The 23,949-nt window shown below is 58.4% G+C and carries 23 protein-coding genes and 1 pseudogene; 14 read left to right on the forward strand and 10 right to left on the reverse strand.

Translation table 11 applies throughout. From position 1 onward, the window contains the following. Positions 1-2: 2 nt before the first annotated feature. The 4 genes from SPE70_RS20340 to SPE70_RS20355 form a co-directional block, all read right to left on the reverse strand. Entirely contained in the window at positions 3-2,516 is a 2,514-nt protein-coding gene (locus SPE70_RS20340) for a fimbria/pilus outer membrane usher protein (protein ID WP_077267428.1), read from the reverse strand. Between the two features lie 78 nt (positions 2,517-2,594). Continuing rightward, positions 2,595-3,257 (reverse strand): fimbrial biogenesis chaperone, encoded by a 663-nt coding sequence (locus SPE70_RS20345; RefSeq protein WP_022065767.1) that lies wholly within the window; start codon positions 3,255-3,257, stop codon positions 2,595-2,597. A 194-nt stretch (positions 3,258-3,451) separates the two neighbouring features. Then, entirely contained in the window at positions 3,452-4,045 is a 594-nt protein-coding gene (locus tag SPE70_RS20350) for a fimbrial protein (RefSeq protein WP_008806122.1), read from the reverse strand. A gap of 701 nt (positions 4,046-4,746) precedes the next feature. After that, entirely contained in the window at positions 4,747-6,267 is a 1,521-nt protein-coding gene (locus tag SPE70_RS20355) for an acetaldehyde dehydrogenase ExaC (RefSeq protein WP_008806123.1), read from the reverse strand. 263 nt (positions 6,268-6,530) lie between these two features. Here SPE70_RS20355 and SPE70_RS20360 point away from each other — a divergent pair, with 263 nt between their 5' ends. Next, the gene (locus tag SPE70_RS20360; protein WP_016161670.1) at positions 6,531-8,318 is read left to right on the forward strand and encodes a sigma-54-dependent Fis family transcriptional regulator; all 1,788 of its coding nucleotides are present in this window, start codon (positions 6,531-6,533) and stop codon (positions 8,316-8,318) included. A 2-nt stretch (positions 8,319-8,320) separates the two neighbouring features. Here SPE70_RS20360 and SPE70_RS20365 read toward each other — a convergent pair whose 3' ends face one another. Both SPE70_RS20365 and SPE70_RS20370 read right to left on the reverse strand, forming a co-directional pair. Continuing rightward, entirely contained in the window at positions 8,321-8,917 is a 597-nt protein-coding gene (locus SPE70_RS20365) for an undecaprenyl-diphosphatase (protein ID WP_008806125.1), read from the reverse strand. Between the two features lie 59 nt (positions 8,918-8,976). Continuing rightward, positions 8,977-9,894 carry a LysR family transcriptional regulator gene (locus SPE70_RS20370; RefSeq protein ID WP_022065771.1) on the reverse strand — a complete coding sequence of 306 codons (918 nt, stop codon included), beginning with the start codon at positions 9,892-9,894 and terminating at the stop codon, positions 8,977-8,979. A 103-nt stretch (positions 9,895-9,997) separates the two neighbouring features. Here SPE70_RS20370 and SPE70_RS20375 point away from each other — a divergent pair, with 103 nt between their 5' ends. The 3 genes and pseudogenes from SPE70_RS20375 (at position 9,998) to SPE70_RS20385 (ending at position 11,533) form a co-directional block, all read left to right on the forward strand. After that, entirely contained in the window at positions 9,998-10,603 is a 606-nt protein-coding gene (locus SPE70_RS20375) for an FMN-dependent NADH-azoreductase (RefSeq protein ID WP_012540805.1), read from the forward strand. A gap of 76 nt (positions 10,604-10,679) precedes the next feature. Beyond that, positions 10,680-10,979 (forward strand): ArsR/SmtB family transcription factor, encoded by a 300-nt coding sequence (locus tag SPE70_RS20380; RefSeq protein ID WP_012540804.1) that lies wholly within the window; start codon positions 10,680-10,682, stop codon positions 10,977-10,979. Between the two features lie 7 nt (positions 10,980-10,986). Then, a pseudogene (locus SPE70_RS20385) lies at positions 10,987-11,533 on the forward strand (rhodanese family protein). On the opposite strand, the gene lpxO reads toward SPE70_RS20385, so the two are convergent. Then, positions 11,514-12,416, reverse strand: coding sequence for a lipid A hydroxylase LpxO (gene lpxO, locus SPE70_RS20390; protein ID WP_012540802.1), 903 nt, complete (start codon positions 12,414-12,416; stop codon positions 11,514-11,516). The pseudogene SPE70_RS20385 and the gene lpxO overlap by 20 nt on opposite strands. Before the next feature lie 205 nt (positions 12,417-12,621). Here lpxO and SPE70_RS20395 point away from each other — a divergent pair, with 205 nt between their 5' ends. Continuing rightward, a complete protein-coding gene (locus SPE70_RS20395) occupies positions 12,622-12,801 on the forward strand; it encodes a YodC family protein (protein ID WP_012540801.1) in 180 nt (59 codons plus the stop codon). Between the two features lie 78 nt (positions 12,802-12,879). Here SPE70_RS20395 and stpA read toward each other — a convergent pair whose 3' ends face one another. After that, positions 12,880-13,281, reverse strand: coding sequence for a DNA-binding protein StpA (gene stpA, locus SPE70_RS20400; RefSeq protein WP_040975977.1), 402 nt, complete (start codon positions 13,279-13,281; stop codon positions 12,880-12,882). Positions 13,282-14,009: 728 nt separating this feature from the next. Between stpA and alaE the strand changes: the two genes are divergently transcribed. Further along, the gene (alaE, locus tag SPE70_RS20405) at positions 14,010-14,459 is read left to right on the forward strand and encodes an L-alanine exporter AlaE (protein ID WP_008806131.1); all 450 of its coding nucleotides are present in this window, start codon (positions 14,010-14,012) and stop codon (positions 14,457-14,459) included. A gap of 75 nt (positions 14,460-14,534) precedes the next feature. On the opposite strand, the gene SPE70_RS20410 is transcribed toward alaE, so the two are convergent. Continuing rightward, positions 14,535-14,897 (reverse strand): DUF2002 family protein, encoded by a 363-nt coding sequence (locus SPE70_RS20410; protein ID WP_008806132.1) that lies wholly within the window; start codon positions 14,895-14,897, stop codon positions 14,535-14,537. Between the two features lie 149 nt (positions 14,898-15,046). Between SPE70_RS20410 and SPE70_RS20415 the strand changes: the two genes are divergently transcribed. Beyond that, positions 15,047-15,394, forward strand: a complete 348-nt coding sequence (locus SPE70_RS20415) for an ElaB/YgaM/YqjD family protein (protein WP_002914293.1) — start codon at positions 15,047-15,049, stop codon at positions 15,392-15,394. Positions 15,395-15,512: 118 nt separating this feature from the next. On the opposite strand, the gene SPE70_RS20420 is transcribed toward SPE70_RS20415, so the two are convergent. Beyond that, positions 15,513-16,874: a MocR-like pyridoxine biosynthesis transcription factor PdxR gene (locus SPE70_RS20420; RefSeq protein ID WP_022065773.1), complete on the reverse strand. Its 1,362-nt coding sequence runs from the start codon at positions 16,872-16,874 to the stop codon at positions 15,513-15,515. Positions 16,875-16,962: 88 nt separating this feature from the next. Between SPE70_RS20420 and SPE70_RS20425 the strand changes: the two genes are divergently transcribed. The 7 genes from SPE70_RS20425 to proW all read left to right on the forward strand — a co-directional run bounded on the left by SPE70_RS20425 (position 16,963) and on the right by proW (position 23,937). Further along, positions 16,963-17,394 (forward strand): carboxymuconolactone decarboxylase family protein, encoded by a 432-nt coding sequence (locus SPE70_RS20425; protein WP_012540797.1) that lies wholly within the window; start codon positions 16,963-16,965, stop codon positions 17,392-17,394. A 183-nt stretch (positions 17,395-17,577) separates the two neighbouring features. Further along, on the forward strand, positions 17,578-17,823 hold the full coding sequence (gene nrdH, locus SPE70_RS20430) for a glutaredoxin-like protein NrdH (protein ID WP_012540796.1): 246 nt from the start codon (positions 17,578-17,580) through the stop codon (positions 17,821-17,823). After that, positions 17,820-18,230: a class Ib ribonucleoside-diphosphate reductase assembly flavoprotein NrdI gene (gene nrdI / locus SPE70_RS20435; RefSeq protein WP_008806136.1), complete on the forward strand. Its 411-nt coding sequence runs from the start codon at positions 17,820-17,822 to the stop codon at positions 18,228-18,230. The genes nrdH and nrdI overlap by 4 nt, the downstream gene beginning before the upstream one ends. Further along, positions 18,203-20,344, forward strand: coding sequence for a class 1b ribonucleoside-diphosphate reductase subunit alpha (gene nrdE, locus SPE70_RS20440; RefSeq protein WP_064170045.1), 2,142 nt, complete (start codon positions 18,203-18,205; stop codon positions 20,342-20,344). The genes nrdI and nrdE overlap by 28 nt, the downstream gene beginning before the upstream one ends. A gap of 10 nt (positions 20,345-20,354) precedes the next feature. After that, positions 20,355-21,317 carry a class 1b ribonucleoside-diphosphate reductase subunit beta gene (gene nrdF, locus SPE70_RS20445; RefSeq protein ID WP_008806138.1) on the forward strand — a complete coding sequence of 321 codons (963 nt, stop codon included), beginning with the start codon at positions 20,355-20,357 and terminating at the stop codon, positions 21,315-21,317. A gap of 357 nt (positions 21,318-21,674) precedes the next feature. Beyond that, the gene (gene proV, locus SPE70_RS20450) at positions 21,675-22,877 is read left to right on the forward strand and encodes a glycine betaine/L-proline ABC transporter ATP-binding protein ProV (protein ID WP_008806139.1); all 1,203 of its coding nucleotides are present in this window, start codon (positions 21,675-21,677) and stop codon (positions 22,875-22,877) included. Beyond that, complete coding sequence (gene proW, locus SPE70_RS20455; RefSeq protein WP_008806140.1) at positions 22,870-23,937, forward strand: glycine betaine/L-proline ABC transporter permease ProW; 1,068 nt, start codon at positions 22,870-22,872, stop codon at positions 23,935-23,937. The genes proV and proW overlap by 8 nt, the downstream gene beginning before the upstream one ends. The last annotated feature ends 12 nt before the right edge of the window (positions 23,938-23,949 follow it).

The following is a 23,949-nucleotide window of genomic DNA, read 5'->3' on the forward strand; positions in this document are numbered from 1 at the left end:
CCTCAGCGTGTCTGGCACAGTCCGGAGACGGTTTTCACCGTATTCAGACTCTGCTGTGGGTTATCCGGAAGTTGAAAATGCAGCGTGCAGCTCTGCGACTGGTTGTTAACGACCCAGCTCACCGCCAGGGTCCCCTCCTGCGGCACGCCGCTGAGGTACACCTGCCCACCGTCAGCCACCATGCCGCCCGGCGCATTGCCGCTCTCCTCCGCCGTGACCAGCCGCGCGCTGGCGCCAAACGGCAACGGCCCCTGGGCATTGCGCAGGGTAAACAGCACCCGGTTGCCAATGTGGGTCCGGTAGTTGGCCATCACCACCGCGCCGCCGCCGGGGATCACGGTCTGCCCCTCCTGATCGACGTCGGTATCGTCGGCCATCGACTCTGTGTCGAGGGTAATGACATTTTTTCGATAGGCGGTCAGGGATGGCACCACGGCATAGCCGCGCCAGTCGGTGTGCACATTGTTGCCGTTTTGTACCGCCACCCCAGCGGCCCCCGGCGCGCGGACGATGGCGAAGCTCTCGCCCACCGTCTGGCCGAAGGTGACGCCGTGCGGATGCGCGACCACCGAGCCGGCGCCTCCCCAGGTCAGCTGGTTGCTGGCGGCGTCATGACGATAGCCGAGCTGGGCGTTGCCGAAGCCGCCGTGGTAATCCAGCGCGACGCTGCTGTTGCTGCCTCGCCCCTGGTTGCCATAGCCCTGCTGGACCGAATAGAACAGATTTGGCCGCGTCGGCACCGCGCCATACAGCGAGACCTGCTGCGAGGTATAGCCATTGCTGTCCGAGGTGGTGTTATAGCTTACCGCGCTGTCGGACAGCGGGCCGCCCAGCGGGATGTTGATATTAAATGACCAGGAACGGTCATTTTTTTCCTGATTGCTGGCGCGGGTGTAGTAATAGCCCACGCCCCAGGAGATCCCCTTCCAGGCGCTGTAGAACCCGAGGTGTACCGTCTCATCCCGGCTCTGCCGGTGCCAGTAATCCTGCGACCAGGCGGAGATCGCCAGACTGCCGAGGCCGCCAAGGCTTTGTGTCACCGACAGCTCTTCCCGGCGACGCCGGTTGTCCACCTGCCCCTGCGCGCTTTCCAGCGCGCTGGCTTCGGCAAAATCGTAATAGCCGCTGGAGGAGTAGCGGTAGCTGGCGAGGCTGAATGAGGTCCCCGAGCTGACAAAATCTTTCTGATACTGGGCGCGCAGCGAATGGCCCGCGTAGCGCTTGCCCGACGGCGTGCGGGTGACGGCCTGGGTCACGTCGCCTCCCAGCGATCCGAACTCGCCGAAGCCGCGACCCAGGCCCAGCGCCCAGGACTGATAGTCCTGGGCCAGTTGCGTACCGCCGTAGAGAGTAAACCCCGCCGACAGACCGTAGAACAGGGTTCCCTGCAGGAATTCCGGCGAGCGGACGGTATCCGCCCCCGAATGGTAGCGCCCGGCGCTAAGGCTGAATTTGCCGCGCCCTTCGCGCAGCATAAAAGGAACTGCGGAATAGGGCTGAGTAAAGGTGCGCACCGAACCATTGCTCTCGGTCACCTTCACCTCCAGATCGCCGCTCTGCGAGGTGGGGTAAAGATCGCTGATGGCAAATGCCCCCGGCGACACGAAGGTTTCGTAGATCACATACCCGTGCTGAGAGACGGTCACTTTGGCATTGCTGTGCGCCACGCCGCGGATGGTGGGGGCAAAGCCGCGCTGGCTGTCCGGAAGCATCTCATCGTCAGACATCAGCTGGACGCCGCGAAAGGGGATGCTGTCAAACACATCGCCGGTGGTGTAGGTATCGCCGATCCGCAGCAAGCTCTTCAGCGAGCGGACGTCGCGCTGCAGCCAGGTGCTCTGGGTATCCCAGTGCCGGCGCTGCTGGTCGTACTGCATTGAGGAGACGTTGCGCAGCCGCCAGGCGCCCAGGTTCACGCCGCTGCGTAAATTGAGGTAGTTTGAGTGGCTGCTCTCCCCGTCATCGGCGTTCTTTATTTGCGCGCCGGAAAAATAGTAATCGACAAACGCGGCCGGCACGCCATCGTCCCAGCGCGAGGGATCGACATAGCCGCGGCTTTGCACGTTCATCGCCGCCTGGGGAATACTCAGCGTCAGGCGCTGGTTAGCAAAGGTGAACCGACTGCTGGCGTCGGGAATAAACTTCTCGATCCGGGTGAAGGTTTCTCCTTCATGCAGCGTTTGAAAGGCGGGAAAGGCGCTGACGTTGACCCCATAATCCGCCAGCTGACCGGGCGTCAGCACCGGCTGCAGCTTCCCGCCATCGTCAACAAACGTAATATCAGCCTGACCCAGCTCCTGATCGTTAACCACCACGGTGACAGAGTAAGTGCCCGGCTGCTGCCCGCCGGGTTTGGCGAAGTAGTGCAGGTCGGAGGTTTGCTGCTGCGGGTCGGCAAACTCCAGCGCCGCCGGGTCAAAATAGTCGTCGGCCAGCGCCCGGTTCAGCGGGCTGAGACAAAACATCATCGTCGGCACTGTCGCCAGCGCCAGCGCCCGTCCTGCGGTCACTGGCATTGCGGCATACTCCCGCACCTTCGCTGTTGTTGTTCTTTTCATGCTGGCGCCGTCCGGTCATGTCATCACAAAAGGGAATTACTGCTGGGCGAAATCGCTGACGCCACCGTAGTCGTTAATCGCCCGCCATTTGACGGCGCCGTGCCCGCTCACCGGCCACGTTTTCTGGCCGAACGGAGCCACCATGCCTGGCTCATCGATGCTCTGCCCGCCCACCGCGACGGAGTAAAAAGAGACAAAATAGGGAGTGGGGTTTGCCACCGTCAGATGACCGCCGGACTGGGTAAACTTCAATTGCTGCCAGGCTTTTGCCGGGTCGCCTGCCAGACCGTTGGGGCGATAGAAAATTTTGAATTTCGACTTAATATTGACCTGCAGCTTATTCACCTCGCCCTGCGGCGTCGGAGAAATACTTTTGACGTTCAGCCAAAACACCGACTCACGATCGCCGGGCAGCGAGGCGCCAATAAAGTTAATACGCAGAACGTTATTCTGCTCCGGATCGAGACGGAACAGCGGTGGGGTAACAATAAAGGGCACCTTGCTCTTGTCATTTTCCGCGTAATTTTCCATCCACGACTGCACCAGATAGGGTGTGTGAGTATCGGCATTGGTGACTGAAATAGCGGCTTCACGCTTCCCTTCCTGATAAATCACACGGGTTCCCCCCATGACAATACCGGCCTGCGCTGCCGTGGAGCACAGCAGAAAAGCCGCAACGGCAATTATTTTCTTCATCATTAATAACCATCAGGTAAAGGTTGAACAGACAATAAAATAAAGCTGTGAATAACAGAGCCAGTAACCATTGAGATAATTAGCAGGAACAACAATACCGTCACGAATATATATCGCGACTGCTTCGCCATTAATATTTCAACAGACTGCTATGGATCCAGACGCAATGGACTGGCTCTGAATAACGCGCAATATGCTTAGTTATAAATCATATTGAAATTAGCCGTACCGTTGGCATCGCCCGCCGCCACGGCTCCGGTAGAGACATAGTCGGCGTAAAACTCGAGGTCAGCAGAGCCGGTGCCGGCAGTGGCGCCCGCGACGACCGGGTGATCTTTGGACACTTTGCCGAGGCTGACCGCCGTGTTCTGGTCGTCTTCATACAGCTTGATCGCCACGCCGGTGGCGCCGCCATTGGTGGCCAGCAGAGTGGTATCAGACTGATCGCGCGCGCCGTCAAACAGCACCGCAACCTTGGCCACGCTGGCCGGGCAATCCTTGACTTTGATATGGAAGGGAGTTTTGGTGGTTTCGGAGCCGGTGCCGGTAAAATAGCTGCTGGCCCATTTGCCCAGATCCACGGTCTGGCCGGTTGAACCGCTGTCGACGTTGCAGGAGCTGTCGGTAATAGAGCCGTTAAAAATTACCTGCCCACCGGTACCCTGAGTGCCTGCGCTGGCGCCTGGGTTAACGGTCATTGTCGATCTTGCCGGTTGCGTATTGCCTGAAATTGCCGCGCCCGAAACCAGCGCGCCCATGAGAATTGCCATAATACGAAGTTGGGTTTTCATTATTTATCTCATCGTTAACGAATATATCGCACAGTCATCGGCAATAGCGCTTGGCTATCGCGAAGCTGCTCATCAGTTCCTCCTTGTAAATGTTCATTGCGTTCCTTCCGCAGGATAGTAGGCACACGCCCTCTCGCTCTGCTTTATTCCGTCAAAAGGTGACCATTAATAAAAAACAGAAGCTAAAAAAGTTATTTTGGTGTGCGAAATAAATATATTACCGCACCTACCAAAAGGCAACCCGGCACAATGTTACGAATAAGTTAATGATTATCAGAGGCATAAAATTTATTTTTGAAATGCCTTTTCAATGTTAATTTACATATCTATACAAACGGCAATAAAACACTTTCAAACAACAACAGATCAAAACCATTAACAAATTTAAAGATAATTACTCAAAAAGTTGTCTTGTTTTATTGTGCTTCCGATCGACAGCACAGGAAAATTAGGAATTTTCCTGGTATTAATATTCATCATTTCTACATAAATGAAGCACAAGTGTCCGCCTCACTGCGCATAATTTCTTGTTGTGGAACCCTTTTTATTTTCAAGTGAAAGATATTACATCAGCCGTGTGAATGTGTTGGTCATGCCGCTCAATAAAACCGGCTAAATAGCAGGGTTATTTTGCAGTTAAAAAAAATCCGCAACCCGGACGGATTGCGGACAGAGGTTGGAACAGAAGCGCGGGGTTGTATTTAGAACAGACCCAGCGGGGCGGTGCCGTAGCTCACCAGCAGATTTTTGGTTTGCTGATAGGCATCCAGCGCCATCTTGTGCGTTTCCCGGCCAACGCCAGACTGTTTATAGCCACCGAACGCCGCATGCGCCGGGTAGACATGATAGCAGTTGGTCCATACGCGGCCGGCTTTAATCCCGCGGCCCATGCGATAGGCGAGGTTGGTATCCCGCGTCCAGACCCCGGCGCCAAGGCCAAACTGGGTCTCATTGGCGATGGTCAGCGCTTCCGCTTCGTCCTTAAAGGTGGTCACCCCGATCACGGGCCCAAAGATCTCCTCCTGGAAGCTGCGCATATCGTTGCGGCCTTTAATCAGCGTGGGCTGAATATAAAAACCGTTATCCAGCGCCGGCGCGATAGCCGCCCGCTCGCCGCCGGTCAGAATTTGCCCGCCCTCTTCCCGCGCAATCTGAATGTAGGAGAGGATCTTATCGAACTGCTGGCGGGAAGCCTGCGCGCCGATCATGGTGTCGGTATCTAACGGGTCACCACGGCGGATCTGCGCCACCTTCTCCATGACCCGAGCCATAAAGGGCTCATAGATGGATTCATGGATCAGCGCCCGCGACGGGCAGGTACATACCTCCCCCTGGTTGAAGAAGCCAAGCACCAGTCCCTCCACCGCCTTCTCAATAAACTCCTCTTCTCCCTCCATTACGTCGGCGAAGTAGATGTTGGGCGATTTGCCCCCCAGCTCGACAGTGCAGGGGATAATATTTTCCGCCGCGCAGGCGAGAATATGCCGCCCGACCGGCGTGGAGCCAGTGAACGCCAGCTTGGCGATACGCTTGCTGGTGGCCAGCGCCTCGCCCGCCTCTTTGCCGAATCCCTGTACCACGTTAAGCACCCCGGCCGGGAACAGATCGCCAATCAGCTCCAGCAGCAGGGTAATGCTCAGCGGCGTCTGTTCAGCCGGCTTGAGCACCACGCAGTTACCCGCCGCCAGGGCCGGGGCCAGCTTCCACGCGGCCATCAGCAGCGGAAAGTTCCACGGGATAATCTGCCCAACCACCCCCAGCGGTTCATGGAAATGATAGGCCACCGTCGTTTCGTCAATCTCGGCGGTGCTTCCCTCCTGGGCGCGCAGGCAGCCGGCGAAGTAGCGGAAATGGTCCACCGCCAGCGGCAGGTCGGCATTCAGGGTTTCGCGGATCGGTTTCCCGTTGTCCCAGCTCTCCGCGACGGCCAGATACTCCAGGTGCTGTTCAATACGATCGGCGACCTGTAGCAGCAGCCTGGAGCGCTGCTGCACTGACGTTTTACCCCACGCCGGCGCCGCACGGTGAGCGGCATCCAGGGCGAACTCAATGTCTTTGGCGTCCGAGCGGGGAAATTGCGCAATGTTGCTGCCGTCGACCGGGGAGGTATTCATAAAGAATTCACCGCTCAGCGGCTCGACAAATTTACCGTCAATGAAGTTGCCGTAAGCGGATTTAAATGAAACCAGGGCGCCGGGCTGGCCAGGATGTGCATAACGCATCGCAAATCTCCTTCTGTAGGGTTGAGACGCAGCGGCATATTGATTTTTTAAACTTGCCGCCGAACGCTTCTCACTTTGCAGGGGTTATGCCAGTTTTTTATTGCCAACAATTTATATTATTTATTAATGAGTTAGGATTATTTATTTACCAGGATGGCAGGCGCTGTCGCACAGATGTCCACTTCTGTGTTGCAAATCGCAACACCAAATAAACCAAATGGCTACAATATTGCAACACAGCAACATCGACCCTGAGGTGCCCTGTGCCAGGTAATCCCTATCTTCTCGCACCAGAGGTTAACGCTAACCCCCTGCTCAGCGACTCGTGGTCTCGCTGCCAGCGCTATGGTCTGGATCCCGCTACCGAGGATTTTCCCCGTCTGCGCGCCGGGGAGCTGGCAGACCGGCTCGCCAGCCACCGCAGCCTGCAGCAGCTGGCGCAGCCGGTGGTGGATGCCCTGTCGCGCCAGGTGGCGGACCTGCAGTCGGTGGTGGTCCTCTCCGACCCCAGTGGCCTGGTGCTGCACACCGTCGGCGATACCCAGGCGATGCAGAAGGCTCAGCGCGTGGCGCTGGCCCCCGGCAATCTGTGGAGCGAAAGCGGGCGCGGGACCAACGCCATTGGCACCGCGCTGGTCATTGATGACGGCTGCGAAATCGATGGCCGCCAGCATTTTCTTACCCGCAATCAGAATCTGTACTGTGCGGCGATGCCGCTCCAGCGGCCGGACGGAAGTATTGCCGGGGTGCTGGATATCTCCGGCCCGGCGGATTTTCCCCACCAGCATACCTTCGGCTGGGTGAAGGCGGCGGCAAAGCAGATTGAGTATCTGTGGGTGAAACAGAGCCTGCATCCGGAGCAGTGGCTGATGAGCCTGCACCGGCAGGTGGACAAGCTCGACAGCGTCGAGGAGCTGCTGCTGGTCTTTTCTGACAACGTCCTCACCGCCGGCAACCGACTGGCGATGCGCGAGTTCGGCCTGAGCGCGGCGCAGTTTGGCCAGCTCACCTTTGCGTCGCTTTTTCCGACGCTGGCGCAAAGGGCGGTCAGCGTCCCGTTGCCGCTGACCACCCCGCAGGGCCGCTATCACTATCGCCTGCGGGAGCCCACCCGCCGCCGGGTGGCGGTAAGCGCCCCGCCGGTCATGCATCTCCCTTTCACCAGCCCGCGCGAAGGCGAAAAGCTGCTGCGGCTGCTCAACGCCGGCATTGCGCTATGCATTGAGGGAGAAACCGGCAGCGGCAAGGAGTATGTCAGCCGTACGCTGCATCAGCACAGCCGCTGGCGCAGTGGCAAATTTGTCGCCATCAACTGCGCGGCCATCCCGGAATCGCTGATCGAATCCGAGCTCTTCGGCTACCAGCCGGGGGCATTTACCGGCGCCAGCAAAAACGGCTATATCGGTAAAATCCGCGAGGCTGAGGGCGGGGTACTGTTTCTCGATGAGATCGGCGATATGCCGCTGGCGCTGCAGACGCGGCTCCTGCGGGTGTTGCAGGAAAAAGAGGTGGCCCCGCTGGGCGCCAGCCGCAGCGTGCCGGTGAATTTCGCCTTGATCTGCGCCACCCACCGCAATCTGACGCAACGGGTCAGCGCCGGCGAATTCCGTGAAGATCTGCTGTGGCGCCTGCGGGAGTATGCCCTGGCGCTGCCCCCGCTGCGCGAGTGGCCGGCGCTGGAAACCTTTATCGCCACGCTGTGGCGCGACCTGGGCGGTGTTTCACGCCGGGTGACGCTTTCAAATGCACTGCTGGTCCACCTCAGCCAGCTGCCGTGGCCGGGAAACGTGCGCCAGCTGCAGAGCGTCCTGAAGGTGATGCTGGCTCTGGCCGATGAGGGCGACACGCTGACGCCCGACGCGCTGCCGGAGGCGTATCGCACCGCGCCTGCGCCGCTGCCGCGCGGAGGATTGCAGGCCCATGACGAGCAGTTGATTGTCGATACCCTGGCCAGCGTTAACGGCAACGTCAGCCGGGCGGCACAGATACTGGGTATCGCCCGCAGCACGCTATACCGCCGCGCCGCCCGTACCGGACGGCCTCGTCGCTGAGGCTATGGCGTAAAGCGCGCCGGCAGCCAGGAGAACATCCGCCGGCTGACGGCCTCGCACAGCAGCACCAGCCGTGGGCCGACCGCCTGCCAGACCCGCTTCGCCACGATGACCCCGCCAATGGAGACCAGGGCTGCGCCCACCATATCCAGCGGAAAATGCACCCCAAGATAGATCCGCGACCAGGCCACCGGCAGCGCAGCCAGCAGCATCAGCAGACCAGGCGCCCGCAGGCGCAGCGACAGCAGCGCAAACGCGGCGCTGAACATCACCGTAGCGTGATCGCTGGGGAAGCTGTTATCCGCCGGATGACTTATCCAGGTATGGCCGAGGGGGATCATAAACGGCCGCGGATGAAACCAGAGCGTCCCGCACACCATCCCCAGCCCGAGGGAAATCATCACGGCCAGGGTCATAAACAGCGCCTGGCGGTGTCCCTCACGACCACCGAGAAACCACAGGCCGAGCGCGATCGCCGGCATCATAAACACGATGCCGCTGGCGCAAAAACGGGCCAGCGACAGCAGGCCCTCCGCGGCGCCAGGCTGCGCGTTAAGCGCGAAAAAAACAGATTGATTCAGGGTTTCCAGGGCGTTCATGGCGATAGCTCTCAGTCGTCATCTTTCTGTCATTATCGCCCGGTCGCCTTAAGATACCCTTAACCGCTGGGCGGTGTGCTTTTAGCAAGGCGCAGTCCTTCCCGCAGGGCATCGATCGCCACCCGCGTTTTTTGCGGCAGCCACGGCCCCTCCGGCCACACCGCGTGGATAGCGAAACGCACCTGAGCGCTGGGCGCCAGCACCTGCTGCAGCGTCCCGTCGGCGAGCGCCTGCGCCACCAGCCAGTCCGGCAGCCAGGCGATGCCCATCCCCTGCTGCACCGCCGCCGCGATGGCGGCAAAATCATCCTGTACCAGCCCCGTCTCCGGACTGAAGCGCACTTCACCCTGCTGCGGGTCGTACAGTTGCCATTTTTGCAGTTGGCCGTTGTGCAGATAGCCGAGGGTGCGGTGCTCGCTCAGCCCGGCGATGGTCTGCGGCGCCGGCTGGCGGCGCAGGTACTCCGCCGCCGCGCACAGCACCATGCCATGTTCCCCCAGCGCCCGCGCCCGTAGCGACCCGGTATCGGCCAGGTTTCCGATACGCACCGCAAGATCAAACCCCTCCTCCAGCAGATTGACCTGCCGGTCGCTGTAGTGGAGCTCGAGCTTCAGTAACGGATAGCGCTGGCTCAGGCGGAATAGCACCGGCGCCACGCAGCGCTGGCCAAAGAGCACTGGTAGCGAGATCCGCAGCCGCCCCTGCACCTCGCCCTTCCCGCGCTGGAGCGCCTCTTCGGCCTCGCGGATGCGCGCCAGCGCTTCCCGGCACTGGTGGTAAAATTGCTCCCCCTCTTCCGTCAGCAGTTGCCGACGGGTAGTGCGCTGGAATAACGCCACGCCGAGGCGCGCTTCCAGCCGGGCAATGGTTTTACCCACCGCCGAACGCGTCACGTGGAGGATCGCCGCCGCGCTGGCAAAGTTACCGCTCTCGACCACGGTAACAAACACCGGGATCGCGTTCAGATCGTCACGCACAGATTGGTTCCTTACAGGATACAATAGAGGAAAATAATGTCACTCCAGAGAGAAAAAAGACAGTGTTAGTCTCTGCCTCTCCCCTTCACTTGAGGCACTCATCATGGCTAACGTTCTGGTATTAAAATCCAGCATTAATGGCGAAACATCCCTGACCAATCAGCTGATTAACGAATTTCTCGCGGCGCGCCGGGCAGCAGGACACCGCGATCGGCTCACGGAACACGATCTCAGCGCCATGGCGCTGCCAACGCTGGATCGCCCCCTGTTCGCCGCCCTGCGCGGGGCAGTGGATCCGCAGCCGGCCATCCGCGCGGCGGTTGCGCTCTCCGACCAGCTTATCGCCGAATTAAAAGCCAGCGATCTGCTGGTGATCGGGGCGCCGATGTATAACCTCAACGTCCCGACCGACCTGAAGAAATGGTTCGACCTCGTGGCGCGGGCGCGGGAAACCTTTCGCTACACCGACAGCTGGCCGCAGGGGCTGGTCGAGGGCGTTCGGGCGGTGGTCGTCAGCAGCCGCGGCGGTATTCACCAGGGAGAGACCACCGACGCCATCACCCCCTATCTGCGCGCGGTACTGGGGCTGATGGGGATCCATGAGGTGGAATTTATCTATGCCGAAGGGCTGGACAATCGTCCGCATGGTCGCGACGCAGGGATCGCCAGCGCGCGAGCGCAGATTGCCCAGCTCGCCGTTCCGGCCTGAGTCACAGATAAAAAAATGCTGGCGCAGGGGATGTTTTTATTTTAGAGTTATCTAAATTTAGAAAAATCTAAAATACATGACCACACCTGAAGACCTGCAGGCCCGCGCCGGAGAAGCCGCCGCGCTGATGAAAGCCATGAGCAATCCTCACCGATTGCTGATCCTGTGCATACTGTGCGATGCGCCGCGGGCCAGCGCCGGTGAACTATCGCGCGCTACCGGCCTGAGCCCTTCCGCCACCTCGCAGCACCTTGCGCGGATGCGTGACGAGGGGCTGATCGACAGCGAGCGCGATGCCCAGCGTATCCACTATTTCATCACCCACCCTGCGGTACAGCAGGTGATCAACACGCTGAAAACGCTCTATTGCCCGTGAGGATCCTATGACCATCGCTACCTTAACCCCGGCCGAAGCCCGGGCGCTGATTGCCCAGGGCGCCAGACTGATTGATATCCGTGATGCGGATGAATACGCGCGCGAACATATTCCCGATGCCGAACTGGTGCCGCTGGCCAGCCTGACCAACGGTGCGACCCTCAATGCCCGGGCCGGAGAGACAGTCATCTTTCACTGCCAGGCGGGTTCCCGGACGCAGAATAACGCGATTCGCCTGGCCGCCGCCGCCGCACCGGCTCAGGCAAGCCTGCTGGCCGGGGGGATTCAGGGCTGGAGGGCCGCGGGGTTCCCGGTTGAGGAGGATAAATCCCAGCCGCTGCCGCTGATGCGCCAGGTACAAATTGCCGCTGGCGTCCTGATTTTACTCGGTGTACTGCTGGGCTATACCGTGAGCAGCGGCTTCTTCCTGCTCAGCGGCGCGGTCGGCGCCGGGCTCACCTTCGCCGGGGTGACCGGCTTTTGCGGCATGGCGCGTCTGCTGGCGATCATGCCCTGGAACCGGCGTCATGAGGGTTAAAACGCACTCCAGATAAGCCAGGCAATGCCGCCGAACAGCAGCCATTTAACGATGTAATAGACCGTCTTATTCCATTTTTTCAGCCGCTTGCCGACAATGCGGATCTGGTAGATATAGCGAAACGCCCGGTTAATCCCGCCAATGCGATCGCCGGTATCATTGGGCGCCGAGGCGGCGCTCATCAGATGACGTCCCAGCCAGTGGTTCACCTGCTGCGCCCAGCGGTAGCGCATGGGCCGTTCAATATCACAGAACAGAATCAGCCGATTCTCACCGCTGGTATTTTCCGCATAGTGAATATAGGTCTCATCAAACAGCACCCCTTCCCCATCGCGCCAGCTGTAGCGCTGGCCATCCACCTCGATAAAGCAGCGGTCATCGTTCGGCGTCGCCAGGCCGAGATGAAAGCGCAGCGAACCGGCGTAGGGATCGCGGTGGCGCGGCAGACGGCTGCCGTCTGGCAGGGTGGCGAACATGGCCGCTTTCACCGACGGGATATCGCGCAGTAGCGCGGTGGTGTGTGGGCAGAGCTGGCTGGCGGAGGGATGGGCCTCCTCATACCATTTCAGATAAAAACGTTTCCAGCCGGTTTTAAAAAATGAGTTAAATCCGGCATCGTTATATTTATCGGCCGCTTTAATCTGCTCCAGCTGCTGAAGGTGGAGACCTTCATCGCGAATTACCTGCCAGTTCTGCTGCAATATCGCCAGCTCGGGAAACATCTCCGGGCGCAGATATGGCGTATTCGGCACGCGGGAAAATAAATACATAAATCCATTCAGCGGAGCAGTAAATGTTGAATGATCGGAGAGCTGTCGCCAGAAACGATAGCGCACCCGCCCGCGATAATGGACATACAGAACAGCAATAACAATGATCAATAGAACGATATACTTCATGGTGTCTTTCCTGACCTGATTGATGGTAACCCTACCCTCGCCGTCCCCCCTTCTCAGCAGCGGTATGGCGCCAGCAAAACATTAACAACATTAATACATATACCCCCAAATTGTTTTAACAAAAAACAGCACAGCCAGTGTTCACTGGCCAGTCGTTGAGCTATGGTTGAGGTTCATCCAGGATGTTAACCGTGAGGAGTGAATGATGTTTTCTGTCGGCGATCTGGTACAACCGCGTGCGGGTGGACCAAAACTGAAAGTGGTTGAAGTACAGGGAGAACAGCTGGTGGTGGTTCAGGCCGCGCAAGAGCAGGGCGAGCGCTATACGCTGAACTCAGAAGAGGTGACGCCATACCAGGAAGAGGGCGACTTTGGCGTCTGCTAAAGCCCCTCTCCCGGAGAGTGATAAGGCCGGACGGAACGGCGGGTCTCCCCCACTGTCCTGATACCGGCCGGATCGGCTTTAAATGAGGAAACTGTCCAGCGATTTGCCCTGAGCAACCGCCTGAGCAATCGGCTTCGGCATTCTTCCCTGACCGGTCCAGGTTTTTTCTGCGCCAGTATGATCGGTATAACGATATTTCGCCGGGCGCGGTTGCCGCTTTTTCCCTACCGCCATCGACGGCTGAATATCGGCCACGAGGTCGTCAGGAGAAATACCGTCGGCGCGCATCAGCTCAAGCCAGGTATTCACTTTTTCCTGATATTCCGCCTGCTGCTGCGCCGCCAGCTGCTGTTGCGTACGTTTTTCTTCAGTGACGATCCTGAGCTTTTCCAGCATCTCTTCAAGCACGTCAATGGAGAATTCACGGGACAGGGCACGCAGTGAACGGATATTATTCAGTTTGTGTAACATTAAAGACATAAAATTAAGAAATCCCAGATAACCAATTAAAAGATACAACGCGGCAAGTGTAATGGAAACACTTATTTATTTCCAGCCTTCGGTTGTCCAGATAAATATATTATGCAAAGAGTAAACCTTTTCCGCCTGCCCTATATCGGCAAATCCCCGGTTCTTTTTCGCCAGCGCAGGCCAACAAGACCATGAATAAATAAAAGCGGCGGATGGTAAGATATGAAAATATATTCAGCAGGCGATATTACCTTTATGGTCAGCGGTTTATCCTCTTATCGTCGGCGGATGCGCAGGCCCTCTCCACACGGCCTAATGAATAGTTACCCAGCCAATCAGAATAAAACGCCACACGTCATTTTAGAATTTTTCACCACAAAAACCGGCATAATGGCATAAAAACATCTAAACGAGACCTTCATCACAGGCTCACGCGATTTTGCGCCACAGCGGGCGGTCAGACGCCGCCTCCCTGGTCAGATATCATGCAAAAACGTCAAGTAACCAACTGAAATTAAACACATTTCACAAAACCAGCAATAAAAGTAGCGTAACGGGCAGAAAACCAACTGTCGCAGAGTATTTTATCGACAAAAAGGCAATAAATAAAAATTTATAGCTAGTTGCCACTTTTAATGCAGAGATATACTCTACGCACATCAAAACAGGCAGCCCAAAAACGCTATACCAACGCGCATTTTTCGGCGTTATTGACTTCATTTTCGAGGAGCACTCCGATGTTCTCTGCGCACTCCCGCTTGCGGCATGCGGTTGCAGACACCTTTGCGATGGTGGTTTACTGCACCGTCGTCAACATGATGATCGAAATTTTTCTCTCTGGTATGACGTTTGAGCAGTCGTTATCGTCGCGCCTGGTGGCGATCCCGGTCAACATTATTATTGCCGTGCCCTATGGTTTTTATCGCGACTTTGCGATGCGTCAGGCCCGGCGCATTAGCCCGGCAGGCTGGATGAAAAATATGGCCGACGTGCTGGCCTACGTCACTTTCCAGTCGCCAGTGTATGTCGCGATATTGTGGAGCGTAGGTGCAGACTGGCACCAGATTGTCGCTGCAGTGAGCTCAAACCTGGCGGTATCGATGATGATGGGCGCTGCTTACGGCTACTTCCTCGACTATTGCCGCCGCCTGTTCCGCGTGGCCCCCTACCAGCAGGCGAAAGCCTGACCGACGCTATTCCAGCGACTGGCCCTGCCAGTCGCTCTCTCGCCAGCCTGCTCCGCCCCGGTCTTAACCGTCGTATTAATTTGTCGACATCGCCGGCTGGGCTTCGCCAAATAGTCCATTCAGAAAACGCTCAAGCGCCATCCGTGAGCTAAATCCGTGCGGAATACCATAATGCTGCTGCGCATCTCCGGCTAAATACAGCGGAAATTGTTCATAATGGTCGCAGGTTTTGATATCTGAGGCCGGTTCGGCCAACATATTGCTACGCTCTTTTAGCGCTGGATGAATAATTAACGCTGTCCGCCCCATGCGCGCTTCGCGGTTCACATAAACATAATTATCGCCTCGGCGATAGCCGTACGCTTTTTGCGTCACAACATCCATGGTGAAGCCGGCTTTTTCAAGAACACGCGCCACCTCATCGGGTCTTAAATACATACTGATTCCTCGTTATCTTTTACCGCACATTGACCTTACCTTATTCGTTAAGCGCAGTGCTTTCGGAATATTCCAGAAACCACAGCAGTAAGCATAATTCAAAATCTTGTCCTACACTTACTCACTCGATGGAATTAAGGGAGATAACGATGGCTAACCATGTGAACCGCAACAATTTTGACGAGAATGCTGAGGATATCCATAACGATGTCAGTCAATTAGCGGATACGCTGGAAGAGGTGCTGAAATCGTGGGGCAGTGACGCGAAAGAGGAAGCCGAAGCGGCGCGCGTTAAAGCTCAGTCGCTGCTGAAAGAGACCCGTGCCCGCCTCAATGGTCACAACCGGGTGCAGCAGGCGGCGCTGGATGCCCGTCAGGCAGCCTGTGATGCGCTGGGCTGCGCCGATACCTACGTGCGCAATAAACCCTGGCACAGCGTCGGCGCCGCAGCCGCCGTCGGGGTATTTATTGGCGTATTGCTCAATTTACGTCGATAATAGAGACAGCGTCAGCTTCCGCGCGCGCCTGGCGAGCGGAAGCCCGCGAGCTTCACGGAATCTAATGAAGATAACAAATACGCGTCAGCCCCTGCGCGCCTCTGGCCGCAGGGGTTTTTTATGCGCCATCGTTCGCGATCGCCTCTCTGAGCCGCCGGGCCAGCGCATCGGCCATCGCCGCTGAGCGAATATTGGTAAAACTCATCAGTAATCCCCCCTCGCCTGCATGGCGAAGACGCCAGTCGCTCAGCGCCTGCACCGCCAGCCCGGCCTCAACCGCCTGCCGGGCCAGCAGGCGATCGTTGCCGCTGACCGGCATGACCAGCTGAATGCCCCCCTGCTGCGGCGTGACCTGAAAGCCCTGCGCCTGCAGGGCCGACTCCAGCCACTGTCGGCGCTGGCTATAGCTGGCGCGCATTTTTTTCAGATGACGCCAGAAATGTCCCTGCTGGATAAAATCCGCCAGCGTCTGCTGCCACAGAGTAGGAACGGTGCAGGGCTGGCGCTCCGCCGTCTGATGAAAACGCGCCGCCAGCGGGGTCGGCACCACAAGCCAGGCGGTGCGCAGCGCCGGAAACATCGACTTACTGAAAGTGCCGGCGTAGATAACCCGCTGCGGCGCATCGAGGCTTTTCACTGGCGGCAGCGGTTTGCCGTGATAGCGAAACTCACTATCGTAATCGTCCTCAATAATCCACGCGTCGCGCGCTGTCGCCCACGCCAGCAGCTGGCGACGCCGGGGCAGCGACAGCGCGACCCCCAGCGGGCTCTGGTGTGCCGGGGTGAGCAGGGCAAACCGCGCTTGAGGGTGATGCCGCAAGCCCCAGCCAACATCCATTCCTTCGTCGTCCACCGGGATCGCATCCACCACCAGCTGCCTGGCCTCAACGACCGGGCGGATAAAGGGATACCCCGGATCCTCCATCCACATATGCTGCCCCGGCTGCGCCAGCGTACGCAGGATAAGATCCATGGAGGTAGCATAGTTGCCGGTAATCAGCACCTGCTCCGGCTGGCAGTCAATACTGCGCGACAGGCGCAGATACTCCACGATCGCCTGGCGCAGAAGCGGGTCGCCGCCGGGATCGCCGGGGGCAAGGTCGAACCGCGACTGCGTCCGCAGCCGACGACCCATCACTCGCGCCCACAGCCCGCGCGGAAAGAGATCCAGCGCCGGCAGCCCCATCTGAAAGGGCAACGGGTCCGTCGAGGCGGCTGATTGCGCTGGCGTTACCGGCGCCAGCTGGCGCGGACTGAGCCGCTCGCTGACAAAGGTCCCCGCCTGCCCACGCCGCTCAAGCCACCCCTGGGCGACCAGTTCACCCCAGGCGTTTTCGATAGTCGCCCGGGAGACACCCTGCTCCTGGGCAAACACCCGGCTGGCGGGCAGACGGCTGCCCGGGGTCAGTTCGCCCCGTTCAATTGCCGATTTCAGCTGGCGGGCAATACGCTGATAAAGAGGGAGGTGGATCGCTTCCATTATGGTCTGCTTTTTTCATCACAATATGGCTATCTTTTGCAGTCCATTATAGTGCTATTTTGGCTGCCGTCTTAGAGAGGAGAACACCATGAGCCAATTACGTCAGCCATTCAGTGAACTGAGCCCGGAAGTCTATAAAGGGCTGGTACAGGCCAGCATCGCGCTGGAGAAAAGCGAGCTGGGCAGCGCCCTGGTAGAGCTGGTTTATTTACGCGTCTCGCAGATCAACGGCTGCGCCTTCTGCCTTGAGAAGCACAGCCAGGCGCTGCGCAAGGGCGGTATGGCGCAAAGCAAACTGGATGCCCTGGCGGGCTGGCGGGTAAGCGCCCACTTCACACCTGGCGAACGCGCAGCGCTGGCGTGGGCCGAGTCGGTCACCGACATTGCCGCCAGCCATGCGGAAGATGACGTTTACCTGCCGCTGCGCGAACATTTTACCCCGCGTCAGATAAGCGATCTGACCTTAGCCATCAGCCTGATGAACGCCTTTAACCGTCTCGCCGTCGCCATGCGTCTGTAGTTCCGCACAGCCTTCCCCCTCCTCCGCCGAATTGTCCCGGCGGGGGATTTCCTTGCTAAAAACGCTATATATTGAGTGGTTGAACTTTCAAACAACTACATCTAGTATTTCCTTATCGAATGACCCACAACGTTCGACGCTGCGTTTAGCGCCGTGCTGTTATCTTAAATAGAAATACGAATCATGCGCATTATTATTTACACCCGAAATGACTGCGTGCAGTGCCATGCCACACGGCGAGCCATGGAGAGCCGAGGACTGGCCTTTGAAATGGTGAACGTCGACCAGCAGCCGGATGCAGCTGACACCCTGCGCGAGCAGGGATTTCGCCAGCTGCCGGTGGTGATCGCCGGTGAGCTACGCTGGAGCGGCTTCCGCCCGGATATGATCAATCGCCTGCGCCCCTCCGTCACGGCGGCCAGCGCATGAGCCTCATCGTCTACTTCTCCAGCCGTTCGGAGAATACCCATCGCTTTGTGCAGCGCCTGGGGCTGCCGGCGGTGCGCATTCCGCTGAACGAGCGCGAACATCTCCAGGTAGACGAACCCTATATTCTCATCGTTCCCAGCTATGGCGGCGGCGGTACGGCCGGCGCGGTACCGCGTCAGGCGATCCGCTTTTTAAACGACGTGCATAACCGCCAGCTGATCCGCGGGGTGATTGCCGCTGGCAATCGCAACTTTGGCGACGCCTGGGGGCGTGCCGGGGAGGTCATCGCGCAAAAATGCGCCGTGCCCTATCTCTACCGCTTCGAGCTGATGGGAACCCCCGACGATATCGACAACGTGCGTAAAGGAGTCAGCGAATTTTGGCAACGACAACCGCAGAACGTATAACCGCCGCGGCGGATTTTCACGCCCTCAACGCGATGCTGAATTTGTACGACAGCGAGGGTCGCATACCGTTTGAGAAAGATCGCCAGGCGGTGGAGGTCTTTATGACCGCCCAGATACAGCCCAACACCCTCAGTTTTGTCAGCCAGGAGGATAAACTCACCTGGCTCGTCCGCGAGGGCTATTACGATCCGCAGGTGCTGGCCGGCTATGACCGCGCGTTTGTGCTGGCATTGTTCGCCCATGCCCGGCGCGCCGCGTTTCGCTTTCAGACCTTCCTCGGCGCCTGGAAGTTCTATACCAGCTACGCGCTGAAGACCTTTGACGGCAAGCACTACCTCGAGGATTTTGCCGATCGCTGCGTAATGGTGGCACTGACGCTGGCCCAGGGGGATGACCAGCAGGCGCGGCAGCTAATGGAAGAGATGCTCAGCGGCCGCTTCCAGCCCGCGACCCCCACCTTCCTCAACGCCGGCAAACAGCAGCGCGGGGAGCTGATCTCCTGCTTCCTGCTGCGCATTGAAGATAATATGGAATCCATCGGCCGGGCGGTTAACTCGGCGCTGCAGCTGTCGAAGCGCGGCGGCGGCGTGGCCTTTTTACTCTCCAACCTGCGCGAGGCCGGGGCGCCGATCAAGCGCATCGAAAATCAGTCCTCCGGGGTGGTGCCGGTGATGAAGATGCTGGAGGACGCCTTCTCCTATGCCAACCAGCTTGGCGCCCGCCAGGGGGCGGGAGCGGTCTGGCTGCATGCGCACCATCCCGATATTTTGCGCTTCCTCGATACCCGGCGTGAGAATGCCGATGAGAAAATCCGCATCAAAACCTTGTCGCTGGGAGTGGTGATCCCCGATATCACCTTCCAGCTGGCAAAAGAAGACGCGCAGATGGCCCTGTTCTCGCCGTATGACGTCGAGCGGCTGTACGGTAAACCCTTCGCCGACTGCGCCATCGGCGATCTCTATCCGCAGCTGGTGGCCGACGAACGGGTCCGCAAGCGCTGGATCCGCGCCCGCGACCTTTTCCAGCGCCTGGCGGAGATCCAGTTTGAGTCCGGCTATCCGTACATCATGTTTGAAGATACCGTCAATCGCGCCAATCCGGTGGCCGGACGGATCACCATGAGCAATCTGTGTTCGGAAATTCTGCAGGTCAGTACGCCATCCACCTATGATGAGAACCTCAGTTACGCCCATATCGGCGAGGATATCTCCTGCAACCTCGGCTCGCTGAACATCGCCCATACCATGGACTCGCCGGATTTTGCCCGCACTATCGCCACCGCGGTGCGCGCCCTGACCGCGGTATCCGATATGAGCGACATACAGTCGGTTCCCTCGGTGGCGGCCGGCAATGCGGCCTCCCACGCCATCGGCCTGGGGCAGATGAATCTGCACGGCTACCTGGCGCGAGAAGGGATTGCCTACGGCAGTCCGGAGGGGCTGGACTTCACCAATATCTATTTTTACACCGTGACCTGGCATGCCCTGCACACCTCGATGCTGCTGGCCCGCGAGCGCGGCCAGCGCTTCGCTGGCTTCGAACAGTCACGCTACGCCAGCGGGGCGTACTTCGACAAATATCTGCAGGAGGAGTGGCAGCCGAAAACCGAACGGGTGCGCGCACTGTTCGCCCGCGCCGGTATCCCCCTGCCCGACCGGGAAAGCTGGCGCCAGCTGCGCGACGATGTCATGCGCTATGGCATCTATAACCGCTATCTGCAGGCGGTGCCGCCCACCGGGTCGATCTCGTACATCAACCATGCCACCTCCAGCATTCATCCGATCGTCTCGAAGATTGAGATCCGCAAAGAGGGGAAGACCGGGCGGGTGTACTACCCCGCGCCGTTTATGAATAACAACAATCTGGCCCTTTATCAGGATGCGTACGAGATAGGGCCCCAGAAGATCATTGACACCTACGCCGAGGCGACGCGCCACGTCGATCAGGGGCTGTCGTTGACGTTGTTCTTCCCGGATACCGCCACCACCCGCGATATCAACAAGGCGCAAATCTACGCCTGGAAGAAAGGCATTAAGACCCTCTACTACATCCGTCTGCGCCAGCTGGCGCTGGAAGGCACTGAAATTGAAGGCTGCGTGTCCTGCGCACTGTAAGGAGAACAGGATGACCCATTTAACGCGCATCAGCGCTATCAACTGGAACCGCATTGATGATGACAAAGATCTTGAGGTCTGGAATCGTCTCACCAGCAACTTCTGGCTACCGGAGAAAGTGCCGCTGTCAAACGACATTCCCGCCTGGCAAACCCTCAGCGCGGCGGAGCAGCAGTTGACCATTCGCGTCTTCACCGGGCTGACGCTGCTCGACACCATTCAGAACACGGTCGGCGCGCCGGCGCTGATGGCGGACGCGCTGACCCCGCATGAGGAGGCGGTGCTGTCGAACATCAGCTTTATGGAAGCGGTTCATGCCCGCTCTTACAGCTCCATTTTTTCCACGCTGTGCCACAGCAAAGAGGTGGATGCCGCCTTCGCCTGGAGTGAAAGCTGCGAACCCCTGCAGCGCAAGGCGCAACTGATGCTGGGCTACTATCAGGCCGACGAGCCGCTGAAGAAAAAAATCGCCAGCGTGTTCCTCGAATCCTTTCTCTTCTACTCCGGCTTCTGGCTGCCAATGCACTTCTCCAGCCGGGGAAAACTGACCAATACCGCGGATCTGATCCGTCTGATCATTCGCGATGAAGCGGTACATGGCTATTACATTGGCTACAAGTATCAGAAAGGACTGGAGATCGTCAGCCCCGGAAAGCGCGAAGAACTGAAAAATTTCGCCCTCGATCTGCTGATGGATCTTTACGACAACGAGCTGGCCTACAGTCGGGAACTGTACGGCGAGAGCGGCTGGTTTGACGACGTCAGCGCTTTCCTGTGCTACAACGCCAACAAAGCGCTGATGAACCTCGGTTATGAAGCGCTGTTTCCGGCGGAGATGGCAGCGGTTAACCCAGCGATCCTCGCCGCGCTGTCGCCTAACGCCGATGAAAACCACGACTTTTTCTCCGGCTCCGGCTCCTCGTACGTGATAGGCAAAACGGAAGAAACCGCCGACGACGATTGGGACTTTTAACCGTACTTTCACCAGGAATATGGCGGGCTGGTTCCTGGTGATCTATTTCGCAGAAAAGTGGGTTCATCTGCCAAATATTCTCTCCATCGCATAACCGTCATCACTCCGTCATATTTAACAGAAAACTGGTCCATTTCAGTCGAATTATCCAGAGATAATCAAAAAATATTACCCACAACAAATTGACGCTCAGCCCTTATATCACGGGGGCTGCGCCGCTCTGTCCCTCACGCCATTTTGCCGAGAGTTTGCCATTGAGGGTTGTCACAGAATCTGAGTATGTTAGGGTGTAAAAAGATCATAATCACCATCGGGTATCGTATCGCAATAAACAAATAACAGGAACTTCTCTATTGCATGGCAATTAAATTAGAAATTAAAAATCTTTATAAGATATTTGGCGAGCACCCAAACCGGGCTTTCAAATATATTGAGAAAGGACTCAACAAAGCGCAAATACTGGAAAAAACGGGGCTGTCGCTTGGCGTCAAAGACGCCAGTCTGGCCATTGAAGAAGGCGAGATATTCGTCATCATGGGGCTCTCCGGCTCGGGGAAATCCACCATGGTTCGCCTTCTCAATCGCCTGATTGAACCCACCCGCGGCCAGGTGCTGATTGACGGAGTCGATATCGCCAAAATGTCGGACGCCGAGCTGCGCGAGGTGCGTCGCAAGAAAATTGCGATGGTTTTTCAGTCCTTTGCGCTGATGCCACACATGAGCGTGCTCGACAACACGGCGTTTGGTATGGCGCTTGCCGGCGTCCCGACCGCCGAACGAGAACAAAAAGCGCGGGAGGCGCTGCGTCAGGTGGGGCTGGAGAATTATGCCCATGCCTGGCCGGATGAACTCTCCGGCGGGATGCGTCAGCGCGTCGGTTTAGCTCGCGCGCTGGCGATTAATCCCGATATTCTGTTAATGGATGAAGCCTTCTCCGCGCTCGACCCGCTCATTCGCACCGAAATGCAGGATGAGCTCATCAAATTACAGGCGAAGCATCAACGCACTATCGTCTTTATTTCCCATGACCTTGATGAAGCCATGCGAATTGGCGATCGCATTGCCATTATGCAAAATGGCGAAGTGGTCCAGGTCGGTACGCCGGATGAAATACTGAATAATCCGGCCAATGATTATGTGCGCACCTTCTTCCGCGGCGTGGATATTAGCCAGGTCTTCAGCGCCAAAGATATTGCCCGCCGCAGCCCGGTTGGATTGATTCGTAAAACCCCAGGTTTTGGCCCCCGCTCCGCGCTGAAATTATTACAGGATGAAGACCGGGAATATGGCTATGTCATCGAACGCGGAAATCGCTTTGTCGGGATTGTCTCGATCGATTCTCTGAAAACCGCGCTCAGCGTCGGCCAGGGGATCGAGGCGGCGCTGATTGACGCCCCGCTGGCGGTGGAGGCGCAAACGCCGCTCAGCGATCTGCTCTCCCACGTCGGCCACGCCCCGTGCGCCGTCCCGGTGGTGGATGAAGAACAACAATACATTGGCATCATTTCCAAACGAATGCTGCTCCAGGCTTTAGATCGCGAGGGGGTGAATCATGGCTGATCAAACTAATCCGTGGGACAGCGCCCCGGCAACCGACAGCGCTGCGCAGGCCGCCGATGCCTGGGGTGGCGCCTCTACTGCCGCGCCGGCCAACGGCGGCGGCGCCGACTGGCTGCACAGCGCGCCCGCGCCGCAGCCGGAATCGTTCAACATCATGGACCCGTTCCATAAAACGCTGATCCCGCTCGACAGCTGGGTCACCCACGCTATCGACTGGATCGTGCTGCACTTCCGTCCGCTATTCCAGGGGATCCGCGTGCCGATCGACTACATCCTCAGCGCCTTCCAGCAGCTGTTGTTGGGGATGCCAGCGCCGGTGGCGATTATCGTCTTCGCGCTGATCGCCTGGCAGATCTCCAGCCTCGGCATGGGGGTCGCCACCCTGGTTTCGCTGATTGCCATCGGCGCTATCGGCGCCTGGTCGCAGGCGATGGTCACCCTGGCGCTGGTCCTCACCGCCCTGCTGTTCTGCATGGTTATCGGCCTGCCGCTGGGTATTTGGCTGGCGCGCAGCCCGCGGGCGGCAAAAATTATCCGCCCGCTGCTCGATGCCATGCAGACCACGCCGGCCTTCGTCTACCTGGTGCCGATCGTGATGCTGTTCGGCATCGGCAACGTGCCCGGCGTGGTAGTGACGATTATCTTCGCCTTGCCGCCGATCGTCCGCCTGACCATTCTCGGGATAAACCAGGTGCCCGCGGATCTGATCGAAGCGTCGCGCTCGTTTGGCGCCAGCCCGCGCCAGCTGTTGTTTAAGGTTCAGCTGCCGCTGGCGATGCCCACCATCATGGCCGGGGTAAACCAGACGCTGATGCTGGCCCTGTCGATGGTGGTGATCGCCTCGATGATCGCCGTCGGCGGTCTTGGCCAGATGGTGCTGCGCGGCATCGGCCGCCTGGATATGGGTCTCGCCACCGTCGGCGGAGTGGGGATCGTGATCCTCGCGATTATTCTTGACCGCCTCACCCAGGCCGTCGGTCGCGACGCCCGCAGTCGCGGCAACCGCCGCTGGTACACCACCGGCCCACTGGGGCTTATCACTCGCCCTTTCTGTCGATAAGTCGATAACAGC

This window comes from Klebsiella sp. ZJOU C1 (assembly GCF_035620215.1).
Taxonomy (GTDB): domain Bacteria; phylum Pseudomonadota; class Gammaproteobacteria; order Enterobacterales; family Enterobacteriaceae; genus Klebsiella; species Klebsiella variicola.